We start from the raw sequence: 26,678 nt of genomic DNA, 5'->3' as shown, positions 1-26,678 counted from the left end.
AGGTCTTGTTTGCAAGGCCTCTTTTGTTTTTAAGATGGTTTCTTCATTACCAGCGAAACGTCTCCATTTCACGAGATTGTTTCACTTTGTTCGCAATGATCAAACAATAAAATTACTGCACTCAACTAAAACATCTAAATTCACACTAACTTTAGTCAATATTAAAATATGTCCAGCAAACCATTTCAATTCAAACAATTCACAGTCCAGCAGGATCGCTGCGCTATGAAGATCGGGACTGACGGAGTTCTCCTTGGTGCCTGGGCAAGTATTGATCATTCTCCAGGAAGTATTCTTGATATTGGTGCTGGAACAGGTATCATTTCCCTAATGCTGGCTCAGCGTTCAGAAGCTTTCCAAATCGACGCTATCGAAATTGAAGAGAACGCTTACGAGCAGACGGTCGATAATTTTGAGGCATCAGACTGGGGCGATCGGCTGTTTTGCTACCATGCCGACTTTGATGAGTTTGTGGAAGAAATGCAGGATGAAGAACAATACGACCTGATCATTTCCAATCCGCCATTCTATTCTGAAGATTACAAATCTGGAGATCAAAATCGCGATCAGGCACGTTTTGCTGATGCCCTTCCTCTTTCCGAATTAATCCCAGGCACTTCCCTCCTGCTTTCCGAAAATGGACATTTCGATATCATCATTCCTTTTTCTGAAGAAGAGTACGCGATACAAATTGCGCAAAATTCGGGGTTATTTCCACGGAAGATCACACGCGTAAAAGGTAATTCCGAAGCGCCTATCAAAAGAAGCCTGATCAGTTTTCAGAAAGCCAACACTACTTCGGAGATTGACGAGCTGATCATCGAAATTTCCAGACACCATTACACGGAAGATTACAAAAATCTGGTACAGGATTTTTATTTGAAATTATAGGTTTTTCCAGTCCCTACCATTCTGAAAACGATCTGGAAATTTCCCGGTTGCAACATCACGAAGGTTAAAAAAAATGTTCCAGTCAAACTTTTAGCTCTGAATTTACAGCTAGAGGCTTTCCCCGAATGTCAATAAATTATGATCTGGATCCAGAAGCGCAAATTCCTTCTGCCCCCAATGTTTTGTCTCTAATTTGCCCGCAGGATGTATCGCGATCTCCCGGTCTAAAAATGATTGATACAAATCTTCAATATTTTCAGTTCGTATATAAACCTGCCCGTAGTTCTCGCTTGGATCGAGCGCCTGAAACTCAAAAAAATGTATTTGGATTTTATCCCTTTGCATCATTAAGTAGCCTTCATAGTCATTTTCTCCAAATTCTCTAAAACCCAGTTTATAATAATATTCTCTCGTTGCCTTTTTACCGCGCATCGGTAGTTTCGGGTGGATCTCTTTCAGCATCATTTGAATTTTATTAAAGATAATCTGGTTTTCGGAAATTCCGTGGGTTATTATCCGGTTTCTCTCCACTGAAGACCGGGTAAAAAAATGATGTTCTTCGGAAGGAGTATTGCTCCAATAAAAAGATTGCTTCCCAGAAAAGACTTGGTTACATTTGTTAGAAACACTACACACATGAAACCAGATCAATTCCAGTCGCCAGATTACTACAATCTGGATGAACTGCTTTCAGACGAACATAAAATGGTACGTGATGCCACGCGGGAATTCGTAAAACGGGAAGTTTCGCCAATTATCGAGGATGCGGCGCAAAAAGCTGAATTTCCGAAGCAACTTATCAAAGGCCTGGCAGAAATTGGCGCTTTTGGCCCTTATATTCCTGAAGAGTATGGTGGCGCCGGGCTCGACCAGATTTCCTACGGCCTCATCATGCAGGAAATTGAACGCGGCGACAGCGGAATTCGGTCTACGGCTTCTGTTCAATCCTCTTTGGTGATGTATCCCATTTTTAAATACGGAACCGAAGAGCAAAAGAAGAAATTCCTGCCAAAACTGGCAAGCGGTGAAATGATTGGATGTTTCGGTTTGACCGAACCTGATTTTGGCTCGAACCCCGGCGGAATGGTTACAAACTTCAAAGATAAAGGCGACCACTACCTCCTGAACGGCGCGAAAATGTGGATTTCCAATGCTCCTTTTGCAGATATCGCCATCGTGTGGGCGAAAAACGAAGAAGGAAGAATCCACGGTTTGATAGTGGAACGCGGAATGGAAGGTTTTTCTACTCCTGAAACCCATAATAAATGGTCGCTCCGAGCAAGTGCCACCGGCGAACTGATTTTTGACAACGTAAAAGTTCCAAAAGAAAACCTGATGCCTGAAAAAACAGGTTTGGGAGCTCCTTTGGGTTGTCTGGACTCCGCACGTTACGGGATTGCCTGGGGTGCCATTGGTGCGGCGATGGATTGTTATGATACAGCCTTAAGATATGCTAAAGAACGCGTACAGTTTGGAACACCTATCGCCACGAAACAGCTTCAGCAAAAGAAACTGGCAGAAATGATCACCGAGATCACTAAAGCACAATTGCTGGCATGGCGCCTTGGAACACTCAGGAACGACGGAAAAGCGACTTCCGCTCAAATATCTATGGCGAAGCGTAACAACGTGGAAATGGCTATTAAAATCGCCCGTGAAGCAAGACAAATACTCGGCGGTATGGGAATCACGGGGGAATATAGCATTATGCGACATATGATGAACCTGGAAAGCGTGATCACTTACGAGGGAACGCACGATATCCATTTATTAATAACCGGCCTGGACATTACGGGCCACGCGGCATTCTAAGTTTTTCCAGGATGAAAAAAGTTCAGTATCAAATAGGGATCAACTGCAAGCCGGAAAAAGTATTTTCCATCATGCTGGACGAGCAGTACTACCGGGAGTGGACCGCGGTTTTCAATCCTACTTCTCATTTCAAGGGCAGCTGGAAAGAGGGCGAAGTCATATTATTTCTTGGGGAAGACCAGGATGGCGAAGAAGGCGGAATGCACAGTCTTATAGAAAAAATAATTCCCAATGAGTTCCTAAGCATTAAACACCTCGGAATGCTGGAAAAAGTCAAAAAGACTTTCTTTGAAGAAGATTACTACGAAAATTATCATTTTGAAGACACCAGTGCCGGCACCTTGCTGAAGGTTGAGATGGACACAGAGGATAGCTGGGCAGACTACCTGGATAAAACCTGGCCAGATGCCCTCCAGAAACTGAAAGAAATCTGTGAAAAGCAGTGCTAAATCAGGATTAAATTACAGCAAATCGAAACAAGGGCAGCGTTTACAACGTTTGCCCTTTTTATATTTCTCACAGCATTCCTTCTTCAGCGGTTTGGGTTTTTTAGCAAAAACACCTTCTACCTGTAAATAATCTTTAGATTTTTCAGAATAGAATACCAACACCAAAGAAAGATAACCAACATATCTGCCCATATTTTCAAATTACTTCAACAAACTGATTTTCTGCGTTAAACAAGCATTAAATCGGGCTTAAGATTTTATAATTACTCCTACAGCAATTACCTTTGCAAAAAAATTGGAATTGTTATGATAGCAGAGATCAACGCGAATTTAGCGCCTCTCACCAACCAACTAATCAATCATTCCCTTTACCAAAAAATAAGCACTCCGCGACAGCTGCAAATCTTCATGGAACACCATGTTTTTGCGGTATGGGATTTTATGTCGCTGCTTACGGCGTTGCAGGAAAAGCTTACGAAAACCACCAATCCGTGGTTACCAGTGGGAAATCCGGAAACCCGCTATCTCATCAACGAGATCGTCCTGGCGGAAGAAACCGACATTAACATGTTCGGGAAACGCCAGAGTCATTTTGAAATGTACCTCGACGCAATGGAAGCTGCGGGAGCCAATAAGAAAAAGATCGAGGATTTCCTTCTTCAGGTAGGACACGGAACCGATATTTTCCTGATCATCGCCGCGAGCAAACTGCCCATCAGCATCAAGCAGTTTTTAAAGAATACTTTTGAAGTGGTGTATAGCCGGGAACCACACCGAATCGCTTCCGCGTTCACTTTTGGGCGTGAGGGCCTGATCCCCGAAATGTTCAATTCCATCATTGAGAAAGTCCAGGAGAATTTTCCGAAGGAAGATCTGAGCCAGTTTAAATATTATTTTGACAGGCATATTGAACTGGACGGCGATGAGCATGGCCCAATGGCTTTTCAGATGGTGGCAGAACTCTGCGGAAATGATGAACGCAAGTGGCAGGAAGCGGAAGTCACCGCTCAATATGCCCTGGAAAGCAGGTTGCAGTTGTGGAATGGCATTGAAGCTGAAATTGAAAAAGAAACCAGCGTCGAAATGGCCTGATTTCTTCATAAATCAAAAAAAGCCTGAACGAACGTTCAGGCTTTTTTTATTTCCCACTATTCTAATTTATTCCAAAGCTGGAGCGATTCGTATTTCCAGTCCTTCCAGATCTTCCGTTATCGGGATCTGGCAACTCAACCTGGAATTATCTTCCACGAAAAACGCCTGGTCCAGCATATCTTCCTCCTCAATGCTTTTCTCCGGTAACATATGTTCAAAATTGAGAATATAGCATTGGCAGCTGGCACACATGGCCATTCCACCGCAGATCCCAATCGTTCCTTCTTCAGCCAATTCGTAAGACCTGATCACTTCCATCAGGTTCATATTCATATCTGTCGGAGCATCGATCGTGTGCGCTTCGCCCTGTCGATCGATAATGGTAATTTTGATATCAGACATTAATTGATGCTTTTAACAACTTCTCTTTTCGCCTCTTTTTTACTTCCGTCGAAACCGCTCACCCCACTTACAGTGGTATATTTCATCACGTATTTCTTGTCGGGATTGATTTTCTGGTAGGCACTCTGGCACATGATCGCCGCTTCGTGGAAACCACAAAGAATCAGTTTCAGTTTGCCCTTATAAGTATTGACGTCACCAATGGCGTAGATTCCAGGAATATTGGTCTGGTAATCATAGGTATTGTCGACTTTAATCGCGTTCTTTTCAATTTCCAGCCCCCAGTTGGCGATAGGACCCAGTTTGGGAGATAAGCCGAAAAGCGGGATGAAATGATCTGTTTCCTTCAGTTCTTCTCCACGCGCTTCATCTTTATGCCGGATCAAAACAGCATCCAGTTGCCCTTCTCCTTTAAGATCCACTACTTCTGCATCAGTGATCAAATTGATCTTACCGATTTTTGATAATTCTTCCACCTTTTCTACGGAATCTAAAGCTCCTCGGAAATCTTTTCTTCGATGTACTAGCGAAACTTCCTTTGCCACATCGGCCAGAAAGATGCTCCAATCCAGTGCGGAATCTCCTCCGCCGGCAATAACCACTTTTTTATCGCGATACACTTCCGGATCACGAATAATATAGGCTACACCCTTATCTTCATAATCCTGAATACCCTTGATAGGAGGCTTACGAGGCTCAAAACTACCCAGTCCACCAGCGATTACGACCACCGGAGCCTGATGGCTGGTGCCTTTGTTCGTAGTTACGATAAAACTGCCATCTTCCTGTTTTTCGATAGTTTCAGCCCTTTCTCCAAGCGTAAATCCAGGTTCAAAAGGTTTGATCTGCTCCATCAAATTATCTACCAGATCGCCGGCAAGTACTTCCGGAAAACCGGGAATATCATAAATAGGTTTTTTAGGATAGATCTCTGAACATTGCCCGCCAGGTTGTGGCAAAGCATCGATCAGGTGGCACTTCATTTTCAGTAATCCTGCTTCAAAAACGGCGAAAAGCCCGGTTGGGCCAGCGCCAATTATTAGCATATCGGTTTTAATCATAAGCAATTCTTTTGGTGGCAACTATCAGTTACGAATGTTCACCACTTTTTCAACCTGAGGCACGTATTTTTTGATCGTCATCTCCACACCGCTTTTCAGGGTCATCTGGTTCACGGTACAGTCTACGCAGGCGCCTTCCAGTCGCACCTTGACCAGCCGGTCTTCATCTTCGATCGCAACCAGGGAAATATTCCCGCCGTCGCTTTCCAAAAACGGGCGAATTTCGGCCAGGGCCTTTTCAACATTTAATTTAACTTCTTCGCTTGTCATTTATTTCTTTTTAACGGCACTACAGCCGGCCATCGTTGTGATCTTGATCGCTTCGGTTGGAGGAAGATCGTTATTGCGCTTCACGGTCTCCTCAACCATATCCCGGGTAAGCTCTTCAAAAGCGGTCTCCAGCGAAGTTGCCGTTTGAAGCGCCGCAGGCCTTCCTATATCTCCAGATTCCCTGAGGCTCTGAACCAGCGGAATTTCTCCCAAAAAGCGTGCATCGATATCTTCAGACAGGTTTTTTACGCCATTCTTTCCGAAGATATAATATTTATTTTCCGGTAATTCTTCCGGAGTGAAATACGCCATATTTTCGATCAGTCCCAGAACCGGAACATTAATGCTTTCCTGGCGGAACATGGCCACACCTTTTTTAGCATCGGCCAGGGCCACGTTTTGAGGGGTACTCACGACCACCGCACCGGTAATTGGCAACGATTGCATGATAGACAAATGAATGTCTCCTGTTCCCGGGGGAAGATCTACCAAAAGAAAATCCAGTTCTCCCCAGGCTGCATCAAAGATCATCTGGTTCAGCGCTTTTGCAGCCATGGGACCTCTCCAGATCACTGCCTGGTTTGGTTTGGTAAAGAAACCAATTGAAAGCACTTTCACGCCATAATTTTCAACAGGTTTCATTTTTGATTTCCCATCGACTTCCACAGAAAGGGGCCTTTCAGCTTCCACATCAAACATGATCGGGATAGATGGACCATAGATATCGGCATCCAGGACGCCCACCTTAAAGCCCATTTTAGATAACGTCACGGCGATATTAGCGGTCACGGTAGATTTTCCCACGCCACCTTTTCCAGATGCCACCGCCACAATATTCTTGATTCCGGGAATCGCTTTTCCCTTGATCTCTGGCATTTTTTTTTCAGGTGCCTGGACCTTGATATTTACTTTAACTTTTGCTTTTTCATAAACCTTTTCATGGATCACCTTCATCACATCTACTTCTGCACGTTTCCGGATGTGCAGCGCAGGGTTGGAAAGGATGAGATCTACTACCACCTCATCACCAAAGGTCATGACATTTTGCAGGGCCCCGCTTTCCACCAGATTTTTGCCTTCCCCGGCAACCGAAATGGTTTCTAACGCCCTGATTATTTCTTTTCTATCTAATTTCATATAATTTTTTAATCAGATTCCTATCTAGCTTATATAGACTGATTCTAAATGCAAATATAGGTTGAAAAGCTAAGAATATGAAGGAATTGTAAATATTAGATTTATCTGCTTATAAGCGCTGATTATCGATCGCAATTCAGGAAAGTTCCTTCATGGGATCCCAGAAATACTGCTGAAAATTTACAATTTGCAGGTCGTTTACCGGCACTCCTTCTGCTTCGAGCATTTGAGCCATGGCATCACTGCCTCCAAAATGGCTTTTCCCGGTAAGCATTCCGTTGCGATTAACCACGCGATGGGCCGGAACATCTTCCAGGTTTTTAGAACCATTCATGGCCCAACCTACCATCCTGGCACTGCGAGCCGCACCAAGATAGCGGGCGATCGCGCCATAGGATGTCACCCTGCCTTCAGGAATTTGCCGGCATACTTCATAAACCTTCTCAAAAAAACCGGAATGATCCTTTTTCATCAGCTATTCAGGATCCTGATTACGGTTATAATGATAAGCACCAGCATTAGCAACGCCATGAAATAATTAGAATATTTGCTGAATTTCTCTGCCTTCTGTTCAATCCTGTTGAAGAAGAACACATACAGGTACAAACTGGTAAAACTCCCGGAACTTGCCGCAAGTGCAAAAGCCGTGATCATGGACCAGTCATAGCTCACGCCGCTGCTCAGGTTCATGGTACCCGCGATCGCGATGAAATATGGAATAGGAAACAAGTTGAGGGCCGCGATCAGCATTCCTTTGAAAATACTGTGCGCGTTACCAGATGTTTCCTTGTGTTTGACACGTTTATTTTTCTTGGCCTGAATAAAAAAGTAAATTCCTAAAATTGAAAATATCACCAGGCCAGCGCGGAGCAAGATCTTTTTTACATACGGGTGGTCAAAAACGTATTTCGCCAGCAATACGGCAATTAAGGCCTGGATAAGAATAACAATTCCGGCGCCAATGGCCACGTAAAGCCCGTCTTTTTTCCCTCGTTCCACACAGGTCTTGGCGACCGTCATATTTACCAGACCCGGCGGAAGCACTCCCAAAAAGGCTGCCGCATAAACGATGAAGAATAGTTTGGTTTCTTCCAATTAGCTGTTTTTTAACCTGAAACGAATATAGGTGATCGGTTTCCCTTTTTCAAGATATTGTTTTTCGTAGAAAGTCTGGATACTGGTCACTTCTTCCGGAGAATATTCGTTGCTGTACACATCATGATGGGCGTACTCTATCTCATGCCCAGCCCCGTGAAGCAATCCAAGGGTATAACCGTGCATGAATTCGGAATCTGTTTTCAAATGAATATAGCCCTCCGGTTTAAGAATTTTACGGTAACGCTCGAGAAATTCAGCATTTGTAAGGCGATGCTTGGTGCGCTTGTACTTGATCTGCGGGTCTGGAAAAGTGATCCAGATCTCGCTAACCTCATCCTGTGCAAAAACATAATCAATCAGTTCTATCTGAGTGCGAACAAATGCCACATTCGGCAAATCTTCTTCCAGTGCCGTTTTCGCGCCTCTCCAGAAGCGGGCGCCTTTGATATCGACACCGATAAAATTCTTTTCTGGATATTTTTGAGCTAATGCTACCGTGTATTCCCCTTTTCCGCAGCCCAGTTCCACCACAATGGGATGATCGTTTTTAAAAAATTTCCCGCTCCAATCCCCGCGAAAATCAAAATTTCCACCCTGCAATTCCTGCCTTTCAGGCTGAATCACATTTTCAAACTGTTCGTTTTCCTTAAACCTTTTAAGTTTATTCTTGCTTCCCACTAAAAAATTAATATTTTGGTAAAAGTAAAGAAATTCGCCCACCTGCCGGTAAGAATATATTTGTTATATGCAGAAGAAAAGGATTCTGGTGGCCGCGTTAAACTGGGGACTAGGTCACGCCGCCCGTTGCGTACCCATCATCGAAGAACTACAGAGACAGCATTTTGAACCCATCATTGCTTCTGATGGGGAGGCCCTGCGATTGCTTCACAAGGAATTTCCGCATCTCAATTACGAGAAACTGCCTTCCTATCACATTAAATATCCCGAAAACGGTGCGTATTTTAAATGGAAGCTGATCATGGAAACTCCGCGAATTCTAAGTGCGATCGAAGAGGAAAAGAAGTTGACCAAAAAACTGGTCAAAAAGTACAACCTCTTCGGAATCATTTCGGATAACAGACTCGGGGTGAGGAGCAAAAAACTGAAGCGAAACGTTTTTATCACGCACCAGCTCAATGTACTCAGCGGCAGCACCAGTTTTTTCAGCAGTTTCATTCATCAGAAATATATCCGGAAATTCGACCAGTGCTGGATTCCTGATTTTGAGGGCAGCCAGAACCTCAGCGGCAAGTTAGGTCACCTCGACAAAAAACAGAAAAATTGCCAGTATATCGGCCCCTTGAGCCGGTTCGAGAAAACCGCCACTCCCATCATGTACGAATATGCTGTGATCCTGAGCGGGCCCGAGCCGCAGCGCAGCATTCTCGAATCGATCTTATTGAAAGAACTTAAAGATGCTTCAGAAAAGATCTTATTCATTCGCGGTGTCATGAGCGACGAGGGTTTCCAGTGCGACAACCCGAATATCAATATGAAAAATCACCTCTTCGGAAAAGCCCTGCAGGAAGCTTTGAACTGCAGTCGCGTCATCATTTCCCGGTCTGGCTATTCTACGATCATGGACCTGGCTGCCCTTGGTAAAAAAGCCTTTTTCATCCCTACTCCCGGGCAGTATGAACAGGAATACCTTGCTGAAAAATTTCAGGATAACGGGATCGCTCCATATTGCGATCAGAATCATTTCAGCCTGGAACAGCTTCAGAAAGTGCAGAATTACAAGGGCCTAAGTGATCTGGGCGGCAGCGCTGGGTTGAGGGGCTGCCTGGCTTTTTTCCATAGTAAATGAGAATTCGCTTCCCACGCCAAAAACGCTTTCCACGTAGATCTTTTCACCGTGCGCCTCGATGATGTGTTTTACGATGGAAAGGCCAAGACCAGAGCCTCCTTCTTTGCGGGAGCCGCTCTTATCAACGCGGTAAAAGCGCTCGAATAAGCGCGGAATATTCTCTTTTTCGATGCCTTCACCGTTATCGGTCACGCGAACGATAACCTTATTCTTGATCAGGTTCTCGATGCTGATCTCGGTAGTACCGCCAGATTTTCCGTATTTGATGGAATTCACGATCAAATTGGTCAGGACCTGCTGAATGCGTTCCTTATCGGCCCGCACCCAGATTGGTTCCTCGTAATCCATATCAAATGTGAGGGTGATGTTCTTTTTGGATGCTTTCATTTCCAGCAGGTCAAACGACTGCTGAATAAGTTCCACCATATCGAATGTTTCAAACTTCAGGTGGAGGTCTCCGGTTTCGAGTTTGGTGATCATATCGAGATCTTTCACGATATAGATCAGCCTTTCCACGCCCTTGCTGGCTCTGGTTAAATATTTCTTGCGAACAGCCTTGTCTTTATAAGCACCGTCGAGTAAGGTTAAAATATAGCCCTGAACGGTGAAAAGAGGGGTTTTCAGCTCGTGGCTCACATTCCCCATAAATTCCTTCCGGTAGGCTTCCCGCACTTTTAAAGTTTCGATTTCCAGTTTCTTATCTTCTGCAAACTTTTCGACCTCGCGAGTAAGTGTAGACATATCAGTAGTTACCTGAGTGGGGCTTAAGGTTTTTGAATCCAACAGCGAAACGTCGTCGTAAATTTTCTTGATCCGGCGGTAGATAAAACGTTCTACGCGGTATTGCACGATGAAGAAACAAAACAGGTAACAAACCAGGGAAAAACCAACAATCCACCAGAAATGGAATTCAGAAGTCAGAAACATGAAAACGCTCATAATCACCGCCATGAACAACGTGATATACACGGAGGTCCTGATGGCAAAACGGTATGAACGTTTGAACTTTCTGGCCATTATTAAACTACGAACTTATAGCCTACTCCTTTTACGGTTTTAATTTTATCATCACCAATTTTTTCCCGGAGTTTCCTGATGTGCACATCAATGGTTCGGCCGCCAACCACGATATCATTTCCCCACACTTTATCCAGAATATCCTCTCTTTTGAATACTTTTCCAGGCTTGGAAGCCAGCAACGACAGTAATTCGAATTCCTTTCTGGGAAGTGCCATCTCATCGTTATCCTGGATGATCTTGTATTCCTCGCGGTTAATTGTGATATCCCCTAGCTTGACTACGCTGGCAGCTTTATCATTATCCCGATATCGTCTCAGCAGGGCTTTCACCTTGCTTACCAGAACTTTCGGCTTGATGGGTTTGGTTATGTAATCGTCTGCACCGGCATCAAAACCGGCCATCTGGCTATAGTCTTCCCCACGAGCGGTTAGAAAGGCGATAATGGTATCTTCCAGTTCAGGTATTTTCCTGATCTGCTCACAGGCTTCAATCCCATCCATTTCTGGCATCATCACATCCAGGATGATCAAATGGGGTTTGTTTTTCTTGGCCAGTTTCACGCCATCACTACCATTGTCAGCAGTGATCACCTGGTAACCTTCTGAAGACAGATTGTAGCCTACAATTTCCAGAATATCAGGCTCATCATCAACTAAAAGGATAAGGAGATCTTTTTTCTTCATAACTATTTGGTGAGGTTAATGCCGTAAAATTAACCATTAATTTGAATTTAAAAGGCTTCCCGCGATTAGTAACATTAAGCTAACACTTTAACAACAAAGCATTAATCCTGAGATAACACAAGCTTTACTTAGCCGCCTTTAATTTGCAGCGTAAATCTATTAGACAAAAACAATGAAGAAAATTTTCACACTCACCCTAATCCTGATCTTCGCGACCATGCAGGCGCAGGAGACCACTGGATCCATTGCCGGTAAGCTTACCGATAAGGAAATGAACGGTGAGCCGCTTCCTTTTGCCAATGTTATTATCAAAAATACATCAAAAGGAACAACTTCAGACTATGATGGTCTTTATTTATTAGATAATATCGAGCCTGGAACCTACACCGTAAGTTTCAGTTTTGTAGGTTACGAAACTTTGGAAGTACCCAATGTCGTGGTAGAAGCCGGAAAAGTAACCGAGGTAAATACCGAATTAGGATCCAGCGCTGCCAGCCTGGACGAAGTAGTGATCACGACGGTTTCCAGAAGAGATTCTGAAGTGGCCCTGCTTATCGAACAAAAGAATTCTATTGAAATTAAAGAAAGTATCGGGGCGGTAGAACTTGCCAAATTAGGAGTTTCTGATGCGGCCACCGCAACAACCAAGATTTCCGGGGTAACCAGCAGTGAGGCCTCAGGAGATATTTTCGTACGCGGACTGGGAGATCGTTACCTGTACACTACCATGAACGGGCTTCCCATTCCTTCAGACGATGTGGAGAGAAAGAATATCGACCTGGGACTTTTCCCAACGCGAGTGATTCAGAATATCAGCATCAGCAAGGCGTATTCCGTAGAAAATTCTGCCGATCAGGCTTCAGGAAATATCGATATCACTTCCCGTGAATTACGCGGAAAAGATGAATTAGACCTTGGTTTCCAGTTTGGCGTAAACACCAATGCAGCCGGGCAATTTGGAGATTTTAAAGTATCACCGAACCAGGATGATGTGTATTTTGGAGTTTATGACCAGTTGATCCCGACTGAATATGCATTAAACAACCAGTCATGGAATCCGCAAACCGCCGTCTTGCCGCTTAACCGCAAATATCAGGCGACTGCAGGAAAAGAATTCGGAGATTTCCGGGCGCTGCTTACCGCTTCTAACGCGACCAGTTTTGAGTACAACAAAGGAGTCTTCAGAAATTACCGTACCAACGTACTCGAAGACCAGTTTACCGATGTGGAGCAGTTCAAAAAGACGGATAACAATACAGCCCTTTTAGATCTTGGATACAGCATCAATGATAACCACAGGCTGAAGGCGACCAGTTTATTCATCAATAAGGTGACCGATGAAGTTTATGAAGCCGGGCGTAACGGGGAAGGTTTCGTTTTTGAGGAAACCAACGAAGCGGAAAACCTGAATCAGTTCGTACGCGATATGAACACTAAGCAAACCAGGCTTTGGGTGAACCAGTTACATGGTGACCACAATTTCCTGGATGGTAAAAATGAACTGGAATGGTCTATAGGATACAACATCGTGAATGCCGATGAGCCAAACCGAATTCGCAACGAGGTAAATATTGGTGATGATAACTTCGTACAACTGGCAAGAACCGGTGGTTTTCAGCAAAGAAAATCCCGCCAGGAGATCGATGATAAAGAATACAATGCCTTGTTGATCGACCAGATCAATTTTATCAAAAATGAAGATGATGCGGAAGAAGGCGGAAAAAATGTGTACCTACAGTTAGGAGGAAATTATAGAAATAAAGAGCGTAACTTCTTCTCCCAATTCTTCGGAGCTGAAGAGGTGACTTACAATACTGTACACCCAACCTCTATTGATGACCTTTCTTCTGTTTTTACGACGCAGAATTTCAATTCAAAAAGACTTCAGTTCAACAAGCTAACACCAGACCGTTATAACGGGATCCTGGAATCATATGGCGGCTTTGCCAATTTTAACTTCGGAAACGAGCAGTGGAATGTGAACGTGGGCGCACGCTACCAGCAGGATAACCTGGATGTGGCGTTCGCGGTAAACAACTACCCGGCAAACCTTCCGAACTATGCTTCGCAATCCTACAACAACGTTTATCCAAGCATCAACGTGAAGTTTTCTCCGAACGAAGATTCAAACTTCAGGCTTGCGGCCAGCAAAACTATTACGCTTCCCGAATTTAAAGAAGTAGCTCCATTTGAATACGTTTCTCAAACCGGGCAGATCACACGAGGAAATCCAAACCTGACAGCTTCCAATAACTACAACCTGGACCTGAAATATGAAATGTTCCCAAGCTCGGGAGAGCTGATCTCTTTAACAGGTTTTTATAAAAAGATCCTGGACCCGATCAACAAGGTACAGGCCCGCGGAGCTTCAGGAGTATTCTCTTATTTCAACGCCAGTGACGAAGCCAATATTTATGGTTTGGAACTGGAAACCAAGGTAGATGCAGTGGAAACTGATGCCTACAACCTGAATATTGCCGGAAACATCACCAGAATGTGGCACAGCCAGGATCTGAAAGACGTTTATGACGCCAATGGCAATTTCATCAGGACCTTTAGATATAACGGAAATAGCAAAATCGGACTTCAGGGTGCTTCAGACTGGATCTTTAATGCCTCTGCCAATTTCGCAACCGAATCTGACAATCCTTTCAGAGCCACTTTAGTCGGAGCTTATTCTTCAGACAAGATTTACGCTCTTGGATCGCCAGATACTCAAAACCTGGATTTGATCGACGTTCAGTATAACGACGAAATCATTGAAAAAGGCTTTGTGACCCTTGATTTGATAATGACCAAAGAATTTAATGAAAACTGGACGCTACAGTTCAAAGGGCAGAACCTGTTAAATCCTGAGATCGAAAGATACCAGGCAATTAAACCACTTTCAGGGACCATGCCAGAGCAGGATCAAACCGTAAGATCTTACACCCGGGGAGCCGTATTGACGCTTGGTGTAAGCTATGACTTTTAAAATTTAACCATTCATAAACCCAGAACGACAATTAAAATTTAAATTATGAAAAAAGTAAGCACAAAATTAGTGGTAATGGCTATGCTGATCTTAGGAGTATTAAGCTCCTGTAGCAAAGATCCGGTAATTGAGCCAATTGATCCTACTGATGATTCAGGCTGTACTGATTGCCAGGGAGGAACCGATTTGAGCGGTAGCCTGGAAGAAGACAGAACCCTGGACGCCAGCCAGACTTACAACCTTACCGGAGTTTATTCCGTAGAATCGGGAGCGACTCTTACCATTCCTGCAGGAACAGAGATCATCGCCAATCCTGATCTGGATGAAAGCGATGCAACCAATGTGTACATCGTAGTTCAAAAAGGTGGAAAAATCGATATCCAGGGATCTTCTTCTGCACCGGTGATCATGAGATCATCAAACGGGCAGGCCGGAAGCTGGGGAGGTTTGATCATCGCCGGTAACGGGGTGACCACTGAAGGTGTTGATGCTACTGCGGAAGTTGGCGGAATCCTTTATGGAGGAACCGATAACGGTGATAATTCAGGTTCCATCAATTACCTGGTACTTTCTGACGCCGGGGCGCAAATCAACGCAGAATCTCAATTCAACGGTCTTTCGCTTTACGCTGTTGGATCAGGCACCAAAATCACAAATGTGGCTTTGAACAACGGCGCTGATGACGGTGTGGAATTCTTCGGAGGTGCTGCTTCTGCAACCAATCTTTACCTGGAGAATAATGAAGATGACGCGGTAGACTGGACTGAAGGATGGAGCGGAAGCATCGATAATGTTTACATTCTGCACACTATCGCCAATTTCTCTACGGCACTGGAAGGTGACGGCGAGAACAAGAATCCAAAGATCAATAACCTTACAGCTGTTTCTACAACCGGTGGAACTGCTCTTCAGTTCAAAAAGAACTCCGGAATGACCATCACCGGGCTGTCTCTTTCAGGTTACGACACTGCTGTTGATATTACCGATGACACCAGAACAGATCTTTCAGGAATCATCCTGAACGGTGAAACTGCCGATCTTTCAAAGTCCTACTCTTCAGAACCTACTGTTCAGGCTTCAGCTTTTGACTGGATCTCAAACAGAGGCGCAGTTTCTGTACTTCCGGGAACAATCGATAACGACCTTTCTTTAGACGCCAATACAGAATATGTGATCAGCGGTGTGGTTTCTGTTAACGAAGGCGCTACCCTTACAATTCCTGCAGGAACCAAGATCACTGCAAGAAGTGATGCCGAAACAGCTGCTACCAGCATTTATATCGTAGTTCAAAAAGGAGCGATGATCGATATTCAGGGAACTGAAGCCAAGCCAGTAGTAATGTCTTCCACTTCCGGAACTGCCGGGAGCTGGGGTGGTCTTGTGATCGCTGGTAACGCGGTAACTACCGAAGGTGTTGATGCAACCGCGGAAGTTGGAGGAATCCTTTACGGAGGAACGAATCCTGAAGACAATTCCGGTTCCATCAAATACCTTATCCTGAAAGATGCCGGAGCACAGATCAACGCCGAATCTCAGTATAACGGCCTTTCGCTTTACGCCGTTGGATCAGGCACTACTATTGAAAATATTGCTATGCTTAATGGAGCTGATGACGGCGTGGAATTCTTCGGAGGTTCTGTAACCGTGACCAACGCTTATTTCGAAGACAACGAAGATGACCAGATCGACTGGACTGAAGGTTGGGACGGCGGTGTCACCAACGCATACATCAACCTAACGATCAATAACTTTTCTACAGCTTTGGAAGGCGACGGAGAGAACAACCTGCCAGAATTCACAAATCTGACGGCCGTTTCTTCTACTGGCGGAACAGCTCTTCAGTTCAAGAAAAATTCAGGAGCCGTGATCACAGGTCTTTCCTTAAGCGGTTTTGACACGAATATTGATATTACTGACGATACAAGAACAGACCTTTCTGGTATCCAGATCGAAGGAGTTGCAGCAACGCTTGAAGCAGCATATGACGCTGATGCTACTGTAGACGTGAGTATTTTTGATTGGGTAAACTAATCTGGAATTTGTAGATTCTCTTAGAGAATATTTATTAGCCATAAAAGCCGGGATGTCTCATTTACATCCCGGCTTTTTTTAATTTATTTTTCAGAATTTTTTTGGCAGGATTTTTGAAAATTTCTTTGTAAGTTTGTCTAAATCTGTACAATACGGAATGAAGCATAAGTACCTAATCATTTTCTTACTTCTTGGCCTACTGACATTTGCAACTCCTGCATTTGCTCAGGACAGCACCGCTACGCCAGTTCGTACAGAGATTCCTATCGATGGACTTTCCATTTATCCAAACCCGGTGGTCACCGGTGGAAAAGTTTTCATTTCCACTACTAAAAACGATGATAAGATCATTGAGATCTTTAATGTTTTGGGAAAACCGGTACAAAAAACCCGAATGAGAGGTCGGGAATTAGACGTTTCAACCTTAGATCCTGGAATTTATATTCTGAAGATCCAGGAAGGAAAAGCAAAGGCTACCAAGAAACTGGTAGTGAAATAACATTTCTTTTTACTGAATTTTTCCAGGGCTTCTGTTTACAGAGGCTTTTTTATTGCCTAATTTTGATGCGGAATTCGATTCGCATGCTCGAAAAAGACATTTTTAAAATTTCATCTGAAGAGGAATTTGAAGCGGTCGCTCTGGCCGTTTTCAATTACCAGTATCAAAATAATTCGGTTTATCACCAGTTTTGCGACCTGCTCGGAAAAAAACCAGCTGCGATAAATTCCATTTTGGAAGTTCCTTTTTTACCCATTGAATTTTTTAAATCTAAAGATATTATCAGTTCCGGTAGGAAACCAGAGATCATCTTTACCAGTAGCGGCACCACAGGAATGGAGCGCAGCAAACACCTGGTGCCTGAACTCGACCTCTACCGCCAAAGTTTCCGCACTGCTTTTGAGCAATTCTACGGGGATATCCAGGAATATTGTGTACTGGCCCTGCTTCCCTCCTACCTGGAACGGGAAGGCTCGTCTCTAATTCACATGGTAGATGACCTCATTAAACGATCCCATCATCCCGAAAGCGGATTTTACCTCAACGACCTCGCACAATTAAGCCAGAAACTAAAAGAAATGGACCGCAACGGCCAGAAGGTTCTATTGATTGGTGTTTCCTTTGCCTTGCTGGACCTCATTGAACAGGAACAATTTCAGCTGAAGCATACGATCATTATGGAAACCGGCGGAATGAAAGGCCGGCGAAAAGAAATGATCCGGAAGGAACTGCACGCAGAACTTTCAAAAGGTTTTGGCGTACAGTACATTCATAGCGAATACGGGATGACGGAATTACTCTCCCAGGCCTACAGTCCGGGAAATGGGATTTTTCACTGTCCTCCCTGGATGAAACTGCTTATTCGAGATCCTGAGGATGCCCTGCAATATATCCAGATGGGAAAAACCGGCGGCATCAATGTGATCGACCTGGCAAATCTTCATTCCTGTTCGTTCATCGCCACGCAGGATCTTGGAAAAATCACTTCAGAAGGTACGGAAATACTGGGCAGATTTGATAATAGCGACATCCGGGGATGTAACCTGCTGGTTGTCTGATATTTTTTTAAATTTCCTGTAAAGTTCCGGAAAGTTTTACGACACACTTAAAGCAGAAGAGATTCTGCAGGCTAAGTGAAAATTTTTCATATTAGATTGGTTAGTTAGTTGCAAAGCCTCCGAAATTCGGAGGCTTTTGCTATGTTAAACCGCTCTGATAATATAGGTATTCTTTTTCCCTTTATTAATGATCACATATTTCCCGTTGATCAGGTCCTCTTCGGTGATCGTATAATCTTCTTTGACCTTTTCCTTATTCACGGAAACCGAGTTCTCTTTCAAAGCCCTTCTGGCTTCCCCGTTGGAATTCAGGAAATTGGTTCTAGCTGAAAGCGCCCCGATCATGTCCAGGCCGTTTAGGATTTCAGATTTTTCAATTTCAGCCTGAGGCACTCCTTCAAATACATCTAAAAAGGTCTTCTCATTCAGTTTTTTAAGATCATCCGCAGTACTTTTTCCGAATAATACTTCAGAAGCTTTTACCGCATTTTGATATTCTTCTTCGGAATGCACCATAATGGTCACTTCTTCAGCAAGCTTGCGTTGCAGCTCCCGAAGATGTGGCGCTTCCTGGTGTTTCTCCACTAAAGCCTCGATCTCTTCTTTGTTCAAAAATGTAAAGATCTTGATGTATTTTTCAGCATCAGCATCACTCGTATTCAGCCAGTACTGGTAAAATTTATATGGCGAAGTTCTTTCTGCGTCCAACCAGACATTTCCGCCTTCGGTTTTTCCAAATTTCGTCCCGTCGGCCTTCGTGATCAGTGGGCAGGTAAGCGCAAAGGCTTTCCCGCTTTCCTTCCTTCGGATTAGTTCCGTTCCGGTGGTGATATTCCCCCACTGGTCGCTACCACCCATTTGCAGTGTACAGTCATGCTCCCTGTACAAATACAGAAAATCATAACCCTGAACCAATTGATACGTAAATTCAGTAAAAGACATCCCCACGGAAGATTCCGAAGAAAGACGCTTTTTTACCGAATCTTTTGCCATCATGTAATTAACGGTGATGTGTTTTCCCACATCCCGGATGAATTCCAGAAAACTGAAATCTTTCATCCAATCGTAATTATTGACCAGTACCGCAGTATTTTCTGCTTCACTATTAAAGTCCAGGAATCGTGACAATTGTTCCTTCAGGCAATTCTGGTTATGTCGCAAAGTCTCTTCATCCAGCAAATTCCTCTCAGCAGATTTCCCGGAAGGGTCCCCGATCATCCCCGTTGCCCCACCAATAAGTGCATAGGGTTTGTGCCCGCAAAGCTGAAAGTGTCGCAACATCATCACCCCTACTAAGTGCCCGATATGCAGCGAATCTGCCGTAGGATCAATGCCTACATAAGCACTTCGCATGGCTTCCATAAGATGCTCATCAGTTCCTGGCATCGCATCATGTAACATTCCTCTCCAGGTAAGTTCTTCTACGAAATTCTTGCTCATAAATTTCTTTTTTGATTCAAAAAGCAGGCGTAAAGATACCATAATGCTTTATTTTTCCTAAGTTGCAATGAGTATATTTACCACATGATTCTTGTAACCGGAGGGACGGGTTTGGTAGGCGCACATTTGCTCTTTGAGCTCTGCCTTCAAAATGAAAAGCTGATTGCTACCCGGCGACCAGGCAGCGATGTGCAGGCCGTTCGCAAAGTCTTCAATTATTATACTTCTGAAAAGGAAGCTGATTTGCTGTTTTCCAGGATCCTGTGGAAAGAGGCCGATTTGCTGGACATTCCTGCCCTTGAAAAAGCTTTTGTGGATATCGATATCGTGTACCACTGTGCCGCGCTTATCTCTTTCGATCCCAAAGACGAGCAACTTCTGCGGAAAACCAACATCAAAGGCACCGCAAATCTGGTAAATCTTTCGATAGACCGAAAAGTGGAAAAATTCTGCTACGTGAGCAGCGTGGCCGCATTGGGTTCTCCTGATAAAAACGGGAAAGTCACTGAAGTTTCAAAATGGAACCCGGAAGAAAATCATAACGATTATGCCATTTCCAAGCATGGAGCAGAAATTGAAGTTTGGAGAGGCAGCCAGGAAGGTCTGAAAGTCTATATTGTAAATCCGGGAATCATCGTAGGTCCTGGTTTTTGGAACAGCGGTAGCGGAGAACTTTTCAGCAGGATAGATAAAGGGCTTTCTTATCATTTTCCGAAGGTGAGCGGCTTTGTAAGTGTTCATGATGTGGTGAAAGCTATGTTGATGCTTACGGAATCTGATCACGAAAATGAGCAATTTGTGCTGGTTGCTGAGAATTTAAGTTTTGAACAAGTATTGAAGCAAACTGCGAAATATCTTCAGAAACCTGTGCCCAACAAACAGCTCAAAAAATGGATGATCGCCACCGGCTGGTTTTTTCAGAAGATCGGAGGGATTTTTGGAAGGCGGCAGCAAATCACCAGGGATTCCATAAACGGACTTTTTGAAGCAACCTATTATGATTCTTCAAAAATTCAGAAACATTTATCCTTCCATTTCCAGCCTGTAGATGAGGCGCTGGAGGAAACGGCAAAAATTTATTTACAGGAAAAAAATTAGTTAGAATCGTCAGTTTTGATAATCGCAGGAGGAGCGATAAGACTATCCTGTTCTTCAGCATCCTGCTCTTCCAGCAAGAGATTTTCTCCTTTCCAGTTCTTCATGAACTGCTCGATCTCCAGGCTGTCCATTTTAACGGTATTCCGCAAAGAATCTACTATTTTCAGCGAATCTTTCGTGATGAGCGCCAGGCTATCCCTGATCTCGATCTCCCGATCCCTGATGGAATCCAGACGCACCTTCAGTTTTTCGATACGAGCTTTAACGCTGTCATACATACGATCGTACTCCAGGTAATTTTCAGCATAATAATCGCTGCTTTTCTCGAATTGCAGCGAATCGATGCCGTATTTTTCGTAAATATATTCATCAGGATTAATACCGAGATCTTCCAGTTTCTGCTTATTGAAATTTCTCGCGGCCTGAACCAGGCTTAATTCTGTTAAAATATCGATCATTTGATCTTCCGCGATCAGGTCATCGGGCTTTTCCGCTTTATGAACATCCTGGCAGGAAAAGGCTGCGAGCCCTAGAAGGATCCAAAGAACGCTATTTCTAAATTTACCTGTCAAAAGTCAATCTTTCCGCAACCTTTTGAAAAGGCTGATGTTTGAAATTTTTATAGACGAGTCTACCGTTCACAAAAGTATGCGTCACACGAGATTTGAAGGTGGTGCCTTCAAAGGGAGACCACTGGCATTTTGAAAAAATATTGTCTGGTTGTACTGCCCAGGGCGAATTCAGATCTACCAGCACCAGATCTGCCTTGTAACCTTCCCTAATGAATCCTCTTTTTTCGATATCAAAAAGAATTGCAGGATTGTGACAGGCTTTTTCCACAATTTTCTCCAAAGTGATCTTTCCCTGATGGTGCATTTGCAGCAGTGCCGGTAAAGCATGCTGCACTAGAGGCCCACCACTGGGTGCTTTGGTATAAACATTCTTTTTCTCCTGCTTGGTATGAGGCGCATGATCGGTCGCCAGTACGTCCAGGTGATCATCGATAAGTCCCTGGATCAGGGCTTCCTGATCTTTCTTGGTTTTAACTGCCGGATTCCATTTGATGTAAGTACCTTTTTTCGCATAATCATCTTCGTTGAACCAAAGGTGATGGATACATACTTCCGCAGTGATTTTCTTGTCTTTCAGCGCTTTTTTATTATTGAAAAGACTAAGCTCCTTGGCGGTCGAAACATGAAAAACATGCAGCCGCGCGCCGGTTTTTTGAGCCAGTTTCACCGCCCGGGAAGAAGATTTATAACAGGCTTCTTCACTTCTGATCTTCGGATGCAATTCAATAGGAATATCATCGCCATAACGCTCTACACATTCCTGAAGATTTTTCTTGATCGTTTCTTCATCTTCACAATGTGCCGCGATGATAACCGGTGATTTTTTAAAAATCTCTTCCAGTACTTTTTCGTCGTCTACCAGCATATTCCCGGTAGAAGAACCCAAAAACAATTTTAAAGCCGGCACTTTTTTAGGATCGATCTTTTCAATTTCTGAAAGGTTGTCGTTGGTGCCTCCAAACATGAACGCATAATTGGCGTAAGAAGTTTCAGAAGCGATACGGTATTTTTCTTCCAGCAGCTCCATTGTAGTGGTCTGCGGAAGCGTATTCGGCATCTCCATAAAAGTGGTGATCCCACCGGCAACAGCAGCTCTGGAGCCTGTTTCAATATTTTCCTTGTGGGTAAGACCCGGCTCACGGAAATGTACCTGATCGTCAATTAACCCCGGAAGCAAATAGGTCCCTTCTGCATCGTAAATATTTACATCGGGTGATTTGGCACTGATACTTTCGGAAATTTCTGAAATAATTCCATCTTCAATGAAAACATCACCTTCGTGAATCTTTCCCTCATTAACTATTTTCGCGTTCTTAATTAGTACTTTTTTCATCAGACTTTTATCCTGTTAAACAGACTTTTCAGCTTCATTTTAATTACTCCAAAAACGGCTTCAGAAATAATAGCGCCGCTCATCTTGGAAGTTCCCCGGGTCCTGTCAGTAAATATCACCGGTACTTCCACAATTTTATATTTTAGCAAATAGGCCTTGAACTTCATTTCGATCTGGAAAGCATATCCCACAAACTGAATTTTATCCAAATCTATTGCTTCCAGAACTTCTCTTTTGTAACATACGTAACCTGCCGTGGTATCCTCTATATCCATTCCTGTCACAAACCGAACGTATCTCGAGGCCAGCCAGGACATCAAAACCCGGTTCATGGGCCAGTTGACCACATTAACTCCCGTAATATATCGAGAACCTATTGCCACATCGGCCTCATCGCGCTTGCAGGCATTGTACAGGCGTATGAGATCGTTAGGATTATGCGAAAAATCGGCATCCATTTCAAATATGAACTCGTAATCTTTTTCCAGAGCCCATTTAAAACCATGAATATAGGCGGTTCCCAAGCCCTGCTTCCCTTTTCGTTCCAGCAGAAAAAGGCTGTCATGGAACTCGGCCTGAAGGGTTCGAACCCTGGTAGCCGTACCGTCTGGAGAATTATCATCAACCACCACTACATGAAATTTGCGTCGCTGCGAGAAGATATTGCGAATAATTCGCTCTATATTCTCTATTTCATTATAGGTGGGTATAATAATTATCCCATTCGCCATTCCCAAAAATTTTGCACAAATGTATGCAAATTAAATCTTCGAAACTTTAAGTTTTGATCGGCAAATTGCCCGGCAATAATTATAAATTTGTAAAAAAATTTGATGCAGGCTGTAGACCGAATTTATGATTCTCACGACTGGATAACCATGTTATTCGTCTTCAGTTTTTTCCTACTTGCCCTTGCCAGAATTCTCTATCCTCAACGTTTCGTTGAATTCATTAATATTCCTAACTCCGGTAAATTTATTTCCTTTAAAGGAAAAGAGAACCATGCTTTTCATGGTTTTAACATTTTGTTGTTACTGGTGCAGGCAATTGCGATTTCCATCTTCCTTTTTCTGGGCTTCCAGGCATTTTTTCAAACGGAAGAACCTGCCGGCATCATTTTCATCAGGATCATGACGGGTTATCTCTGCTTTTTACTGCTGAAGACCGGAGTGGAAAAAATCATTGGAAATATCTTTGAGCTGGATGCTCGAATGGACTATTATATCTTTCAGAAAATAAGCTACCGGAGTTTTGTGTCACTATTCGTATTACTGGCTTCGGTTTTTCTCGTTTACAGCCTCCAGCCATCCCGCGCAATTCTTCTGGGAATTGGCCTTATCGTACTGCTCTCGAACGTTATCGCGTTAATTATTATCTATAGAAGAAATCAAAACCTGCTTGTAGCCAATTGGTTCTATTTTATTTTGTACCTTTGCGCTCTCGAAATCGCCCCTTATATTATTTTGTACAAGCTGATTACAATTTAAGGATTTATTAAAAATAATTATATGAAAGTGAAAACAATTTTGGTTTCTCAGCCTGAACCTAAGGTAGAAAATTCTCCTTATTTCGAGCTCGAGGAAAAACAGAAAGTTAAAATTGATTTCATCCCTTTTATTCATGTTGAAGGTGTTCCTTCAAAAGAAGTAAGACAGCAAAAAGTTGATCTTACCAATCATACGGCGATCATTCTTACCAGCCGTAATGCCGTTGACCATTTTTTCAGAATTGCTGAAGAGATGCGTTACAAAGTGCCCGACACCCTGAAATATTTCTGCCTGAGCGAAGCGGTAGCTTACTATCTTCAGAAATATGTGGTGTATCGCAAGAGAAAGATTTATGTAGGGAAGAGAACATTTGCAGATCTGGCTCCGCTGATCAAGAAATACAAGAACGAGAAATTTTTACTGCCTTCTTCAGATATGCTGAAACCTGAGGTTCCACGCACCCTGAACAAACTGGGAGTAGAATGGAAAAAAGCGGTTTTTTACCGAACCGTGGTAAGCGACCTTTCCCACCTGAAAGATGTGACTTACGACATCCTGGTATTCTTTAGCCCTAGCGGGATCAAATCACTTTTTGAGAATTTCCCAGATTTCAAACAAAACAATACCCGAATTGCCGTTTTTGGCAATACTACCATCAAGGCCGCCAAGGAACACGGGCTTACCGTAAATATCAAGGCGCCAACACCCGAAACACCCAGTATGACCATGGCGATCAGTAAATACATCAGCGAGGTAAACAAAAAATAGCTGTAGCTGACTTCAGAACATAAAAAAATCCGGCTCATTCGAGACCGGATTTTTTATTCAACATCTAACAATTTAAAACTTAATCTATAGGTGCGCCCTGAAGGATCTCTTCATTTGCAAAGCGCTCAAATTTTTTAAAATTCTCTTTGAAATACCCCGATAATTGACGGGCTTTCTGGTCATATGCTTCTTTGTTGCCCCAGGTGTTTCCAGGGTTCAGCACTTCAGCCGGAACACCTTCACAGCTCGTGGGCATCAGCAAACCAAAGATCTCATGCTTTTCAAATTCGGCATATTCCAGCTTGCCATCCAGTGCCGCGCTGATCATGGCACGGGTGTACTTCAGTTTCATACGCGTACCGGTTCCGTAAGGGCCTCCCGTCCACCCGGTGTTTACCAGCCAAACATTTACGTCGGCGGCGGTCATTTTTGCACTGAGCATTTCCGCATATTCCGTAGGATGAAGTGGCATGAACGGTGCTCCAAAACAGGCAGAAAAACTAGGAACCGGCTCATCGATACCTGCTTCGGTTCCCGCTACTTTTGCCGTGTAGCCACTTATAAAATGGTAGGCAGCCTGGCCCGGAGTAAGTTTACTGATGGGCGGCAGCACACCAAAAGCATCAGCCGTTAAGAAAAATATGTTCTTGGGGTTTTTCCCGGAAGAAGGCTCCTGGATATTCTCAATATGATCAATAGGGTAACTTACGCGGGTATTCTGCGTGATAGAGGTATTGGCAAAATCTACATTCCCGTCTTCATCTACGACCACATTCTCCAGGATCGCGCCCGGTTTGATCGCGTGATAGATATCGGGTTCATTTTCTTCGGAAAGGTTGATGACTTTCGCGTAACAGCCACCTTCAAAATTAAAGATCACGTTATCTTCTGTCCAGCCATGCTCATCATCGCCGATCAGTTTCCGATTCGGATCTGCTGAAAGCGTGGTTTTTCCAGTGCCCGATAATCCGAAGAAAATAGCGGTATTCCCGTCTTTTCCAACATTTGCGGAACAATGCATCGGCAGGGTGTTCTTATAGACCGGAAGGATAAAATTCAAAGCGGAAAAAATACCTTTTTTGATCTCGCCGGTATAACCGGTGCCACCAATAAGTGCAATCTTTTTACTGAAGTTCAAAATTGCAAAGTTCTCCTGGCGGGTACCATCGGTTTCAGGATTTGCCAGAAATCCAGGGGCATTCACAATCAGCCAGTCTTCTTTGAAATTTTCCAGCTGCTCTTCCGAAGGCCGAAGAAACATATTAAAAGCAAACATATTAGACCAGGGAAATTCATTGATCACCCTGATGTTCAACCGGTAACCTTTTTCGGCACACGCATAGGCGTCACGGGCATAAACTTCCTTCTTACTCAGGTATTGCGTAACCTTGTCATATAACTTATCAAACTTGTCTGGATCAAACGGGATATTGATATCTCCCCACCAAACACGGTCTTTGGTAACTTCATCTTTTACAATGAAGCGGTCTTTAGGCGATCTACCGGTAAATTTCCCGGTGTTAATTGCCAGCGCACCAAAATTCGTTTCTTTTCCCTGTCCCAACCGAATGGTTTCCTCGTGAAGTTCCTCGGCTGTAAGTTGATAATGTACTCTCGCATTGCGAATTCCATAAGTCTCTAACGAAATCGTTTTCGTAATTGGGCTGTTTTCAACCATAAAAATTACTGTTCATTG

At 43.7% G+C, this 26,678-nt stretch carries 27 protein-coding genes; 12 read left to right on the top strand and 15 right to left on the bottom strand.

The genetic code is table 11. From position 1 onward, the window contains the following. Positions 1-168: 168 nt before the first annotated feature. Positions 169-891, top strand: coding sequence for a tRNA1(Val) (adenine(37)-N6)-methyltransferase (locus GRFL_RS09380; protein ID WP_083644370.1), 723 nt, complete (start codon positions 169-171; stop codon positions 889-891). Positions 892-999: 108 nt separating this feature from the next. Here GRFL_RS09380 and GRFL_RS09375 read toward each other — a convergent pair whose 3' ends face one another. Beyond that, the gene (locus tag GRFL_RS09375) at positions 1,000-1,353 is read right to left on the bottom strand and encodes a bleomycin resistance protein (protein ID WP_083646054.1); all 354 of its coding nucleotides are present in this window, start codon (positions 1,351-1,353) and stop codon (positions 1,000-1,002) included. A gap of 174 nt (positions 1,354-1,527) precedes the next feature. Between GRFL_RS09375 and GRFL_RS09370 the strand changes: the two genes are divergently transcribed. The 3 genes from GRFL_RS09370 to GRFL_RS09355 all read left to right on the top strand — a co-directional run bounded on the left by GRFL_RS09370 (position 1,528) and on the right by GRFL_RS09355 (position 4,244). Continuing rightward, the gene (locus tag GRFL_RS09370; RefSeq protein ID WP_083644369.1) at positions 1,528-2,703 is read left to right on the top strand and encodes an acyl-CoA dehydrogenase family protein; all 1,176 of its coding nucleotides are present in this window, start codon (positions 1,528-1,530) and stop codon (positions 2,701-2,703) included. A gap of 11 nt (positions 2,704-2,714) precedes the next feature. Next, positions 2,715-3,152: an SRPBCC family protein gene (locus tag GRFL_RS09365; RefSeq protein WP_083644368.1), complete on the top strand. Its 438-nt coding sequence runs from the start codon at positions 2,715-2,717 to the stop codon at positions 3,150-3,152. A gap of 306 nt (positions 3,153-3,458) precedes the next feature. Beyond that, complete coding sequence (locus GRFL_RS09355) at positions 3,459-4,244, top strand: DUF3050 domain-containing protein (protein WP_083644366.1); 786 nt, start codon at positions 3,459-3,461, stop codon at positions 4,242-4,244. Positions 4,245-4,310: 66 nt separating this feature from the next. Here the strand turns inward: GRFL_RS09355 and GRFL_RS09350 are convergent, their stop codons facing one another. The 7 genes from GRFL_RS09350 to trmB all read right to left on the bottom strand — a co-directional run bounded on the left by GRFL_RS09350 (position 4,311) and on the right by trmB (position 8,890). Continuing rightward, positions 4,311-4,646: a 2Fe-2S iron-sulfur cluster-binding protein gene (locus GRFL_RS09350; RefSeq protein WP_083644365.1), complete on the bottom strand. Its 336-nt coding sequence runs from the start codon at positions 4,644-4,646 to the stop codon at positions 4,311-4,313. Next, entirely contained in the window at positions 4,646-5,707 is a 1,062-nt protein-coding gene (locus GRFL_RS09345; protein ID WP_083644364.1) for an NAD(P)/FAD-dependent oxidoreductase, read from the bottom strand. Before GRFL_RS09345 ends, GRFL_RS09350 begins: the two co-directional genes overlap by 1 nt. Positions 5,708-5,731: 24 nt before the next feature. Further along, complete coding sequence (locus tag GRFL_RS09340) at positions 5,732-5,977, bottom strand: NifU family protein (protein ID WP_083644363.1); 246 nt, start codon at positions 5,975-5,977, stop codon at positions 5,732-5,734. After that, entirely contained in the window at positions 5,978-7,114 is a 1,137-nt protein-coding gene (locus GRFL_RS09335; RefSeq protein WP_083644362.1) for an Mrp/NBP35 family ATP-binding protein, read from the bottom strand. 136 nt (positions 7,115-7,250) lie between these two features. Continuing rightward, a complete protein-coding gene (locus GRFL_RS09330) occupies positions 7,251-7,586 on the bottom strand; it encodes an MGMT family protein (protein WP_083644361.1) in 336 nt (111 codons plus the stop codon). Next, positions 7,586-8,209 carry a LysE family translocator gene (locus tag GRFL_RS09325; protein WP_083644360.1) on the bottom strand — a complete coding sequence of 208 codons (624 nt, stop codon included), beginning with the start codon at positions 8,207-8,209 and terminating at the stop codon, positions 7,586-7,588. The genes GRFL_RS09330 and GRFL_RS09325 overlap by 1 nt, the downstream gene beginning before the upstream one ends. Then, the gene (gene trmB / locus GRFL_RS09320) at positions 8,210-8,890 is read right to left on the bottom strand and encodes a tRNA (guanosine(46)-N7)-methyltransferase TrmB (protein ID WP_083646052.1); all 681 of its coding nucleotides are present in this window, start codon (positions 8,888-8,890) and stop codon (positions 8,210-8,212) included. A gap of 67 nt (positions 8,891-8,957) precedes the next feature. On the opposite strand from trmB, the gene GRFL_RS09315 reads away from it, so the two are divergent. Beyond that, positions 8,958-10,019 carry a glycosyltransferase gene (locus tag GRFL_RS09315; RefSeq protein WP_083644359.1) on the top strand — a complete coding sequence of 354 codons (1,062 nt, stop codon included), beginning with the start codon at positions 8,958-8,960 and terminating at the stop codon, positions 10,017-10,019. On the opposite strand, the gene GRFL_RS09310 is transcribed toward GRFL_RS09315, so the two are convergent. Together GRFL_RS09310 and GRFL_RS09305 are read right to left on the bottom strand one after the other, a co-directional pair. Continuing rightward, on the bottom strand, positions 9,957-11,036 hold the full coding sequence (locus GRFL_RS09310) for an ATP-binding protein (protein ID WP_083644358.1): 1,080 nt from the start codon (positions 11,034-11,036) through the stop codon (positions 9,957-9,959). The two genes, GRFL_RS09315 and GRFL_RS09310, sit on opposite strands and share 63 nt — an antisense overlap. Before the next feature lie 2 nt (positions 11,037-11,038). Then, complete coding sequence (locus GRFL_RS09305; RefSeq protein ID WP_083644357.1) at positions 11,039-11,722, bottom strand: response regulator transcription factor; 684 nt, start codon at positions 11,720-11,722, stop codon at positions 11,039-11,041. Positions 11,723-11,894: 172 nt separating this feature from the next. Between GRFL_RS09305 and GRFL_RS09300 the strand changes: the two genes are divergently transcribed. From GRFL_RS09300 to GRFL_RS09285, 4 genes are all read left to right on the top strand, one after another. Continuing rightward, entirely contained in the window at positions 11,895-14,696 is a 2,802-nt protein-coding gene (locus GRFL_RS09300) for a TonB-dependent receptor (protein WP_083644356.1), read from the top strand. 45 nt (positions 14,697-14,741) lie between these two features. After that, positions 14,742-16,727, top strand: coding sequence for a hypothetical protein (locus GRFL_RS09295; RefSeq protein WP_083644355.1), 1,986 nt, complete (start codon positions 14,742-14,744; stop codon positions 16,725-16,727). Between the two features lie 157 nt (positions 16,728-16,884). After that, positions 16,885-17,226: a T9SS type A sorting domain-containing protein gene (locus GRFL_RS09290; protein ID WP_083644354.1), complete on the top strand. Its 342-nt coding sequence runs from the start codon at positions 16,885-16,887 to the stop codon at positions 17,224-17,226. Between the two features lie 83 nt (positions 17,227-17,309). Beyond that, positions 17,310-18,284, top strand: a complete 975-nt coding sequence (locus tag GRFL_RS09285; RefSeq protein WP_083646051.1) for a long-chain-fatty-acid--protein ligase — start codon at positions 17,310-17,312, stop codon at positions 18,282-18,284. 144 nt (positions 18,285-18,428) lie between these two features. Here the strand turns inward: GRFL_RS09285 and tyrS are convergent, their stop codons facing one another. Further along, entirely contained in the window at positions 18,429-19,724 is a 1,296-nt protein-coding gene (gene tyrS / locus GRFL_RS09280) for a tyrosine--tRNA ligase (RefSeq protein ID WP_083646049.1), read from the bottom strand. Between the two features lie 84 nt (positions 19,725-19,808). Between tyrS and GRFL_RS09275 the strand changes: the two genes are divergently transcribed. Then, positions 19,809-20,822 (top strand): NAD-dependent epimerase/dehydratase family protein, encoded by a 1,014-nt coding sequence (locus GRFL_RS09275; protein WP_083644353.1) that lies wholly within the window; start codon positions 19,809-19,811, stop codon positions 20,820-20,822. On the opposite strand, the gene GRFL_RS09270 is transcribed toward GRFL_RS09275, so the two are convergent. Genes GRFL_RS09270 through GRFL_RS09260 form a run of 3 tightly spaced genes read right to left on the bottom strand, consistent with a single transcriptional unit; the run spans position 20,819 to position 23,458 of the window. Beyond that, positions 20,819-21,394, bottom strand: a complete 576-nt coding sequence (locus GRFL_RS09270) for a DUF4296 domain-containing protein (protein ID WP_083644352.1) — start codon at positions 21,392-21,394, stop codon at positions 20,819-20,821. The genes GRFL_RS09275 and GRFL_RS09270 overlap by 4 nt on opposite strands. Beyond that, positions 21,384-22,727 carry a dihydroorotase gene (locus GRFL_RS09265; protein ID WP_083644351.1) on the bottom strand — a complete coding sequence of 448 codons (1,344 nt, stop codon included), beginning with the start codon at positions 22,725-22,727 and terminating at the stop codon, positions 21,384-21,386. Before GRFL_RS09265 ends, GRFL_RS09270 begins: the two co-directional genes overlap by 11 nt. Further along, positions 22,727-23,458: a polyprenol monophosphomannose synthase gene (locus GRFL_RS09260; protein ID WP_083644350.1), complete on the bottom strand. Its 732-nt coding sequence runs from the start codon at positions 23,456-23,458 to the stop codon at positions 22,727-22,729. Before GRFL_RS09260 ends, GRFL_RS09265 begins: the two co-directional genes overlap by 1 nt. Positions 23,459-23,560: 102 nt before the next feature. Between GRFL_RS09260 and GRFL_RS09255 the strand changes: the two genes are divergently transcribed. Next, positions 23,561-24,214: a DUF4271 domain-containing protein gene (locus GRFL_RS09255; protein ID WP_083644349.1), complete on the top strand. Its 654-nt coding sequence runs from the start codon at positions 23,561-23,563 to the stop codon at positions 24,212-24,214. 21 nt (positions 24,215-24,235) lie between these two features. Further along, complete coding sequence (locus GRFL_RS09250; protein WP_083644348.1) at positions 24,236-24,982, top strand: uroporphyrinogen-III synthase; 747 nt, start codon at positions 24,236-24,238, stop codon at positions 24,980-24,982. 79 nt (positions 24,983-25,061) lie between these two features. Here GRFL_RS09250 and pckA read toward each other — a convergent pair whose 3' ends face one another. Then, entirely contained in the window at positions 25,062-26,660 is a 1,599-nt protein-coding gene (pckA, locus tag GRFL_RS09245) for a phosphoenolpyruvate carboxykinase (ATP) (RefSeq protein WP_083644347.1), read from the bottom strand. Positions 26,661-26,678 lie beyond the last annotated feature (18 nt).

Origin of the sequence: Christiangramia flava JLT2011, assembly GCF_001951155.1 — a bacterium.
Classification (GTDB): Bacteria; Bacteroidota; Bacteroidia; order Flavobacteriales; family Flavobacteriaceae; genus Christiangramia; species Christiangramia flava.
Note: the sequence above shows the minus strand (reverse complement) of the source record. Positions and strands in the feature narration are given on the sequence as shown.

Bases quoted from the DNA above. Each gene is read 5' to 3' on its own strand.
- GRFL_RS09330 (WP_083644361.1), bottom strand. From the start codon at position 7,586: ATGAAAAAGGATCATTCCGGTTTTTTTGAGAAGGTTTATGAAGTATGC.
- GRFL_RS09370 (WP_083644369.1), top strand. From the start codon at position 1,528: ATGAAACCAGATCAATTCCAGTCGCCAGATTACTACAATCTGGATGAA.
- tyrS (WP_083646049.1), bottom strand. From the start codon at position 19,724: ATGAGCAAGAATTTCGTAGAAGAACTTACCTGGAGAGGAATGTTACAT.
- GRFL_RS09295 (WP_083644355.1), top strand. From the start codon at position 14,742: ATGAAAAAAGTAAGCACAAAATTAGTGGTAATGGCTATGCTGATCTTA.
- GRFL_RS09290 (WP_083644354.1), top strand. From the start codon at position 16,885: ATGAAGCATAAGTACCTAATCATTTTCTTACTTCTTGGCCTACTGACA.
- GRFL_RS09255 (WP_083644349.1), top strand. From the start codon at position 23,561: ATGCAGGCTGTAGACCGAATTTATGATTCTCACGACTGGATAACCATG.
- GRFL_RS09340 (WP_083644363.1), bottom strand. From the start codon at position 5,977: ATGACAAGCGAAGAAGTTAAATTAAATGTTGAAAAGGCCCTGGCCGAA.
- GRFL_RS09345 (WP_083644364.1), bottom strand. From the start codon at position 5,707: ATGATTAAAACCGATATGCTAATAATTGGCGCTGGCCCAACCGGGCTT.
- GRFL_RS09365 (WP_083644368.1), top strand. From the start codon at position 2,715: ATGAAAAAAGTTCAGTATCAAATAGGGATCAACTGCAAGCCGGAAAAA.
- GRFL_RS09265 (WP_083644351.1), bottom strand. From the start codon at position 22,727: ATGAAAAAAGTACTAATTAAGAACGCGAAAATAGTTAATGAGGGAAAG.
- GRFL_RS09310 (WP_083644358.1), bottom strand. From the start codon at position 11,036: ATGGCCAGAAAGTTCAAACGTTCATACCGTTTTGCCATCAGGACCTCC.
- GRFL_RS09285 (WP_083646051.1), top strand. From the start codon at position 17,310: ATGCTCGAAAAAGACATTTTTAAAATTTCATCTGAAGAGGAATTTGAA.
- GRFL_RS09380 (WP_083644370.1), top strand. From the start codon at position 169: ATGTCCAGCAAACCATTTCAATTCAAACAATTCACAGTCCAGCAGGAT.
- GRFL_RS09355 (WP_083644366.1), top strand. From the start codon at position 3,459: ATGATAGCAGAGATCAACGCGAATTTAGCGCCTCTCACCAACCAACTA.
- GRFL_RS09300 (WP_083644356.1), top strand. From the start codon at position 11,895: ATGAAGAAAATTTTCACACTCACCCTAATCCTGATCTTCGCGACCATG.
- GRFL_RS09335 (WP_083644362.1), bottom strand. From the start codon at position 7,114: ATGAAATTAGATAGAAAAGAAATAATCAGGGCGTTAGAAACCATTTCG.
- GRFL_RS09375 (WP_083646054.1), bottom strand. From the start codon at position 1,353: ATGCTGAAAGAGATCCACCCGAAACTACCGATGCGCGGTAAAAAGGCA.
- GRFL_RS09305 (WP_083644357.1), bottom strand. From the start codon at position 11,722: ATGAAGAAAAAAGATCTCCTTATCCTTTTAGTTGATGATGAGCCTGAT.
- GRFL_RS09350 (WP_083644365.1), bottom strand. From the start codon at position 4,646: ATGTCTGATATCAAAATTACCATTATCGATCGACAGGGCGAAGCGCAC.
- pckA (WP_083644347.1), bottom strand. From the start codon at position 26,660: ATGGTTGAAAACAGCCCAATTACGAAAACGATTTCGTTAGAGACTTAT.
- GRFL_RS09250 (WP_083644348.1), top strand. From the start codon at position 24,236: ATGAAAGTGAAAACAATTTTGGTTTCTCAGCCTGAACCTAAGGTAGAA.
- GRFL_RS09260 (WP_083644350.1), bottom strand. From the start codon at position 23,458: ATGGCGAATGGGATAATTATTATACCCACCTATAATGAAATAGAGAAT.
- GRFL_RS09275 (WP_083644353.1), top strand. From the start codon at position 19,809: ATGATTCTTGTAACCGGAGGGACGGGTTTGGTAGGCGCACATTTGCTC.
- GRFL_RS09315 (WP_083644359.1), top strand. From the start codon at position 8,958: ATGCAGAAGAAAAGGATTCTGGTGGCCGCGTTAAACTGGGGACTAGGT.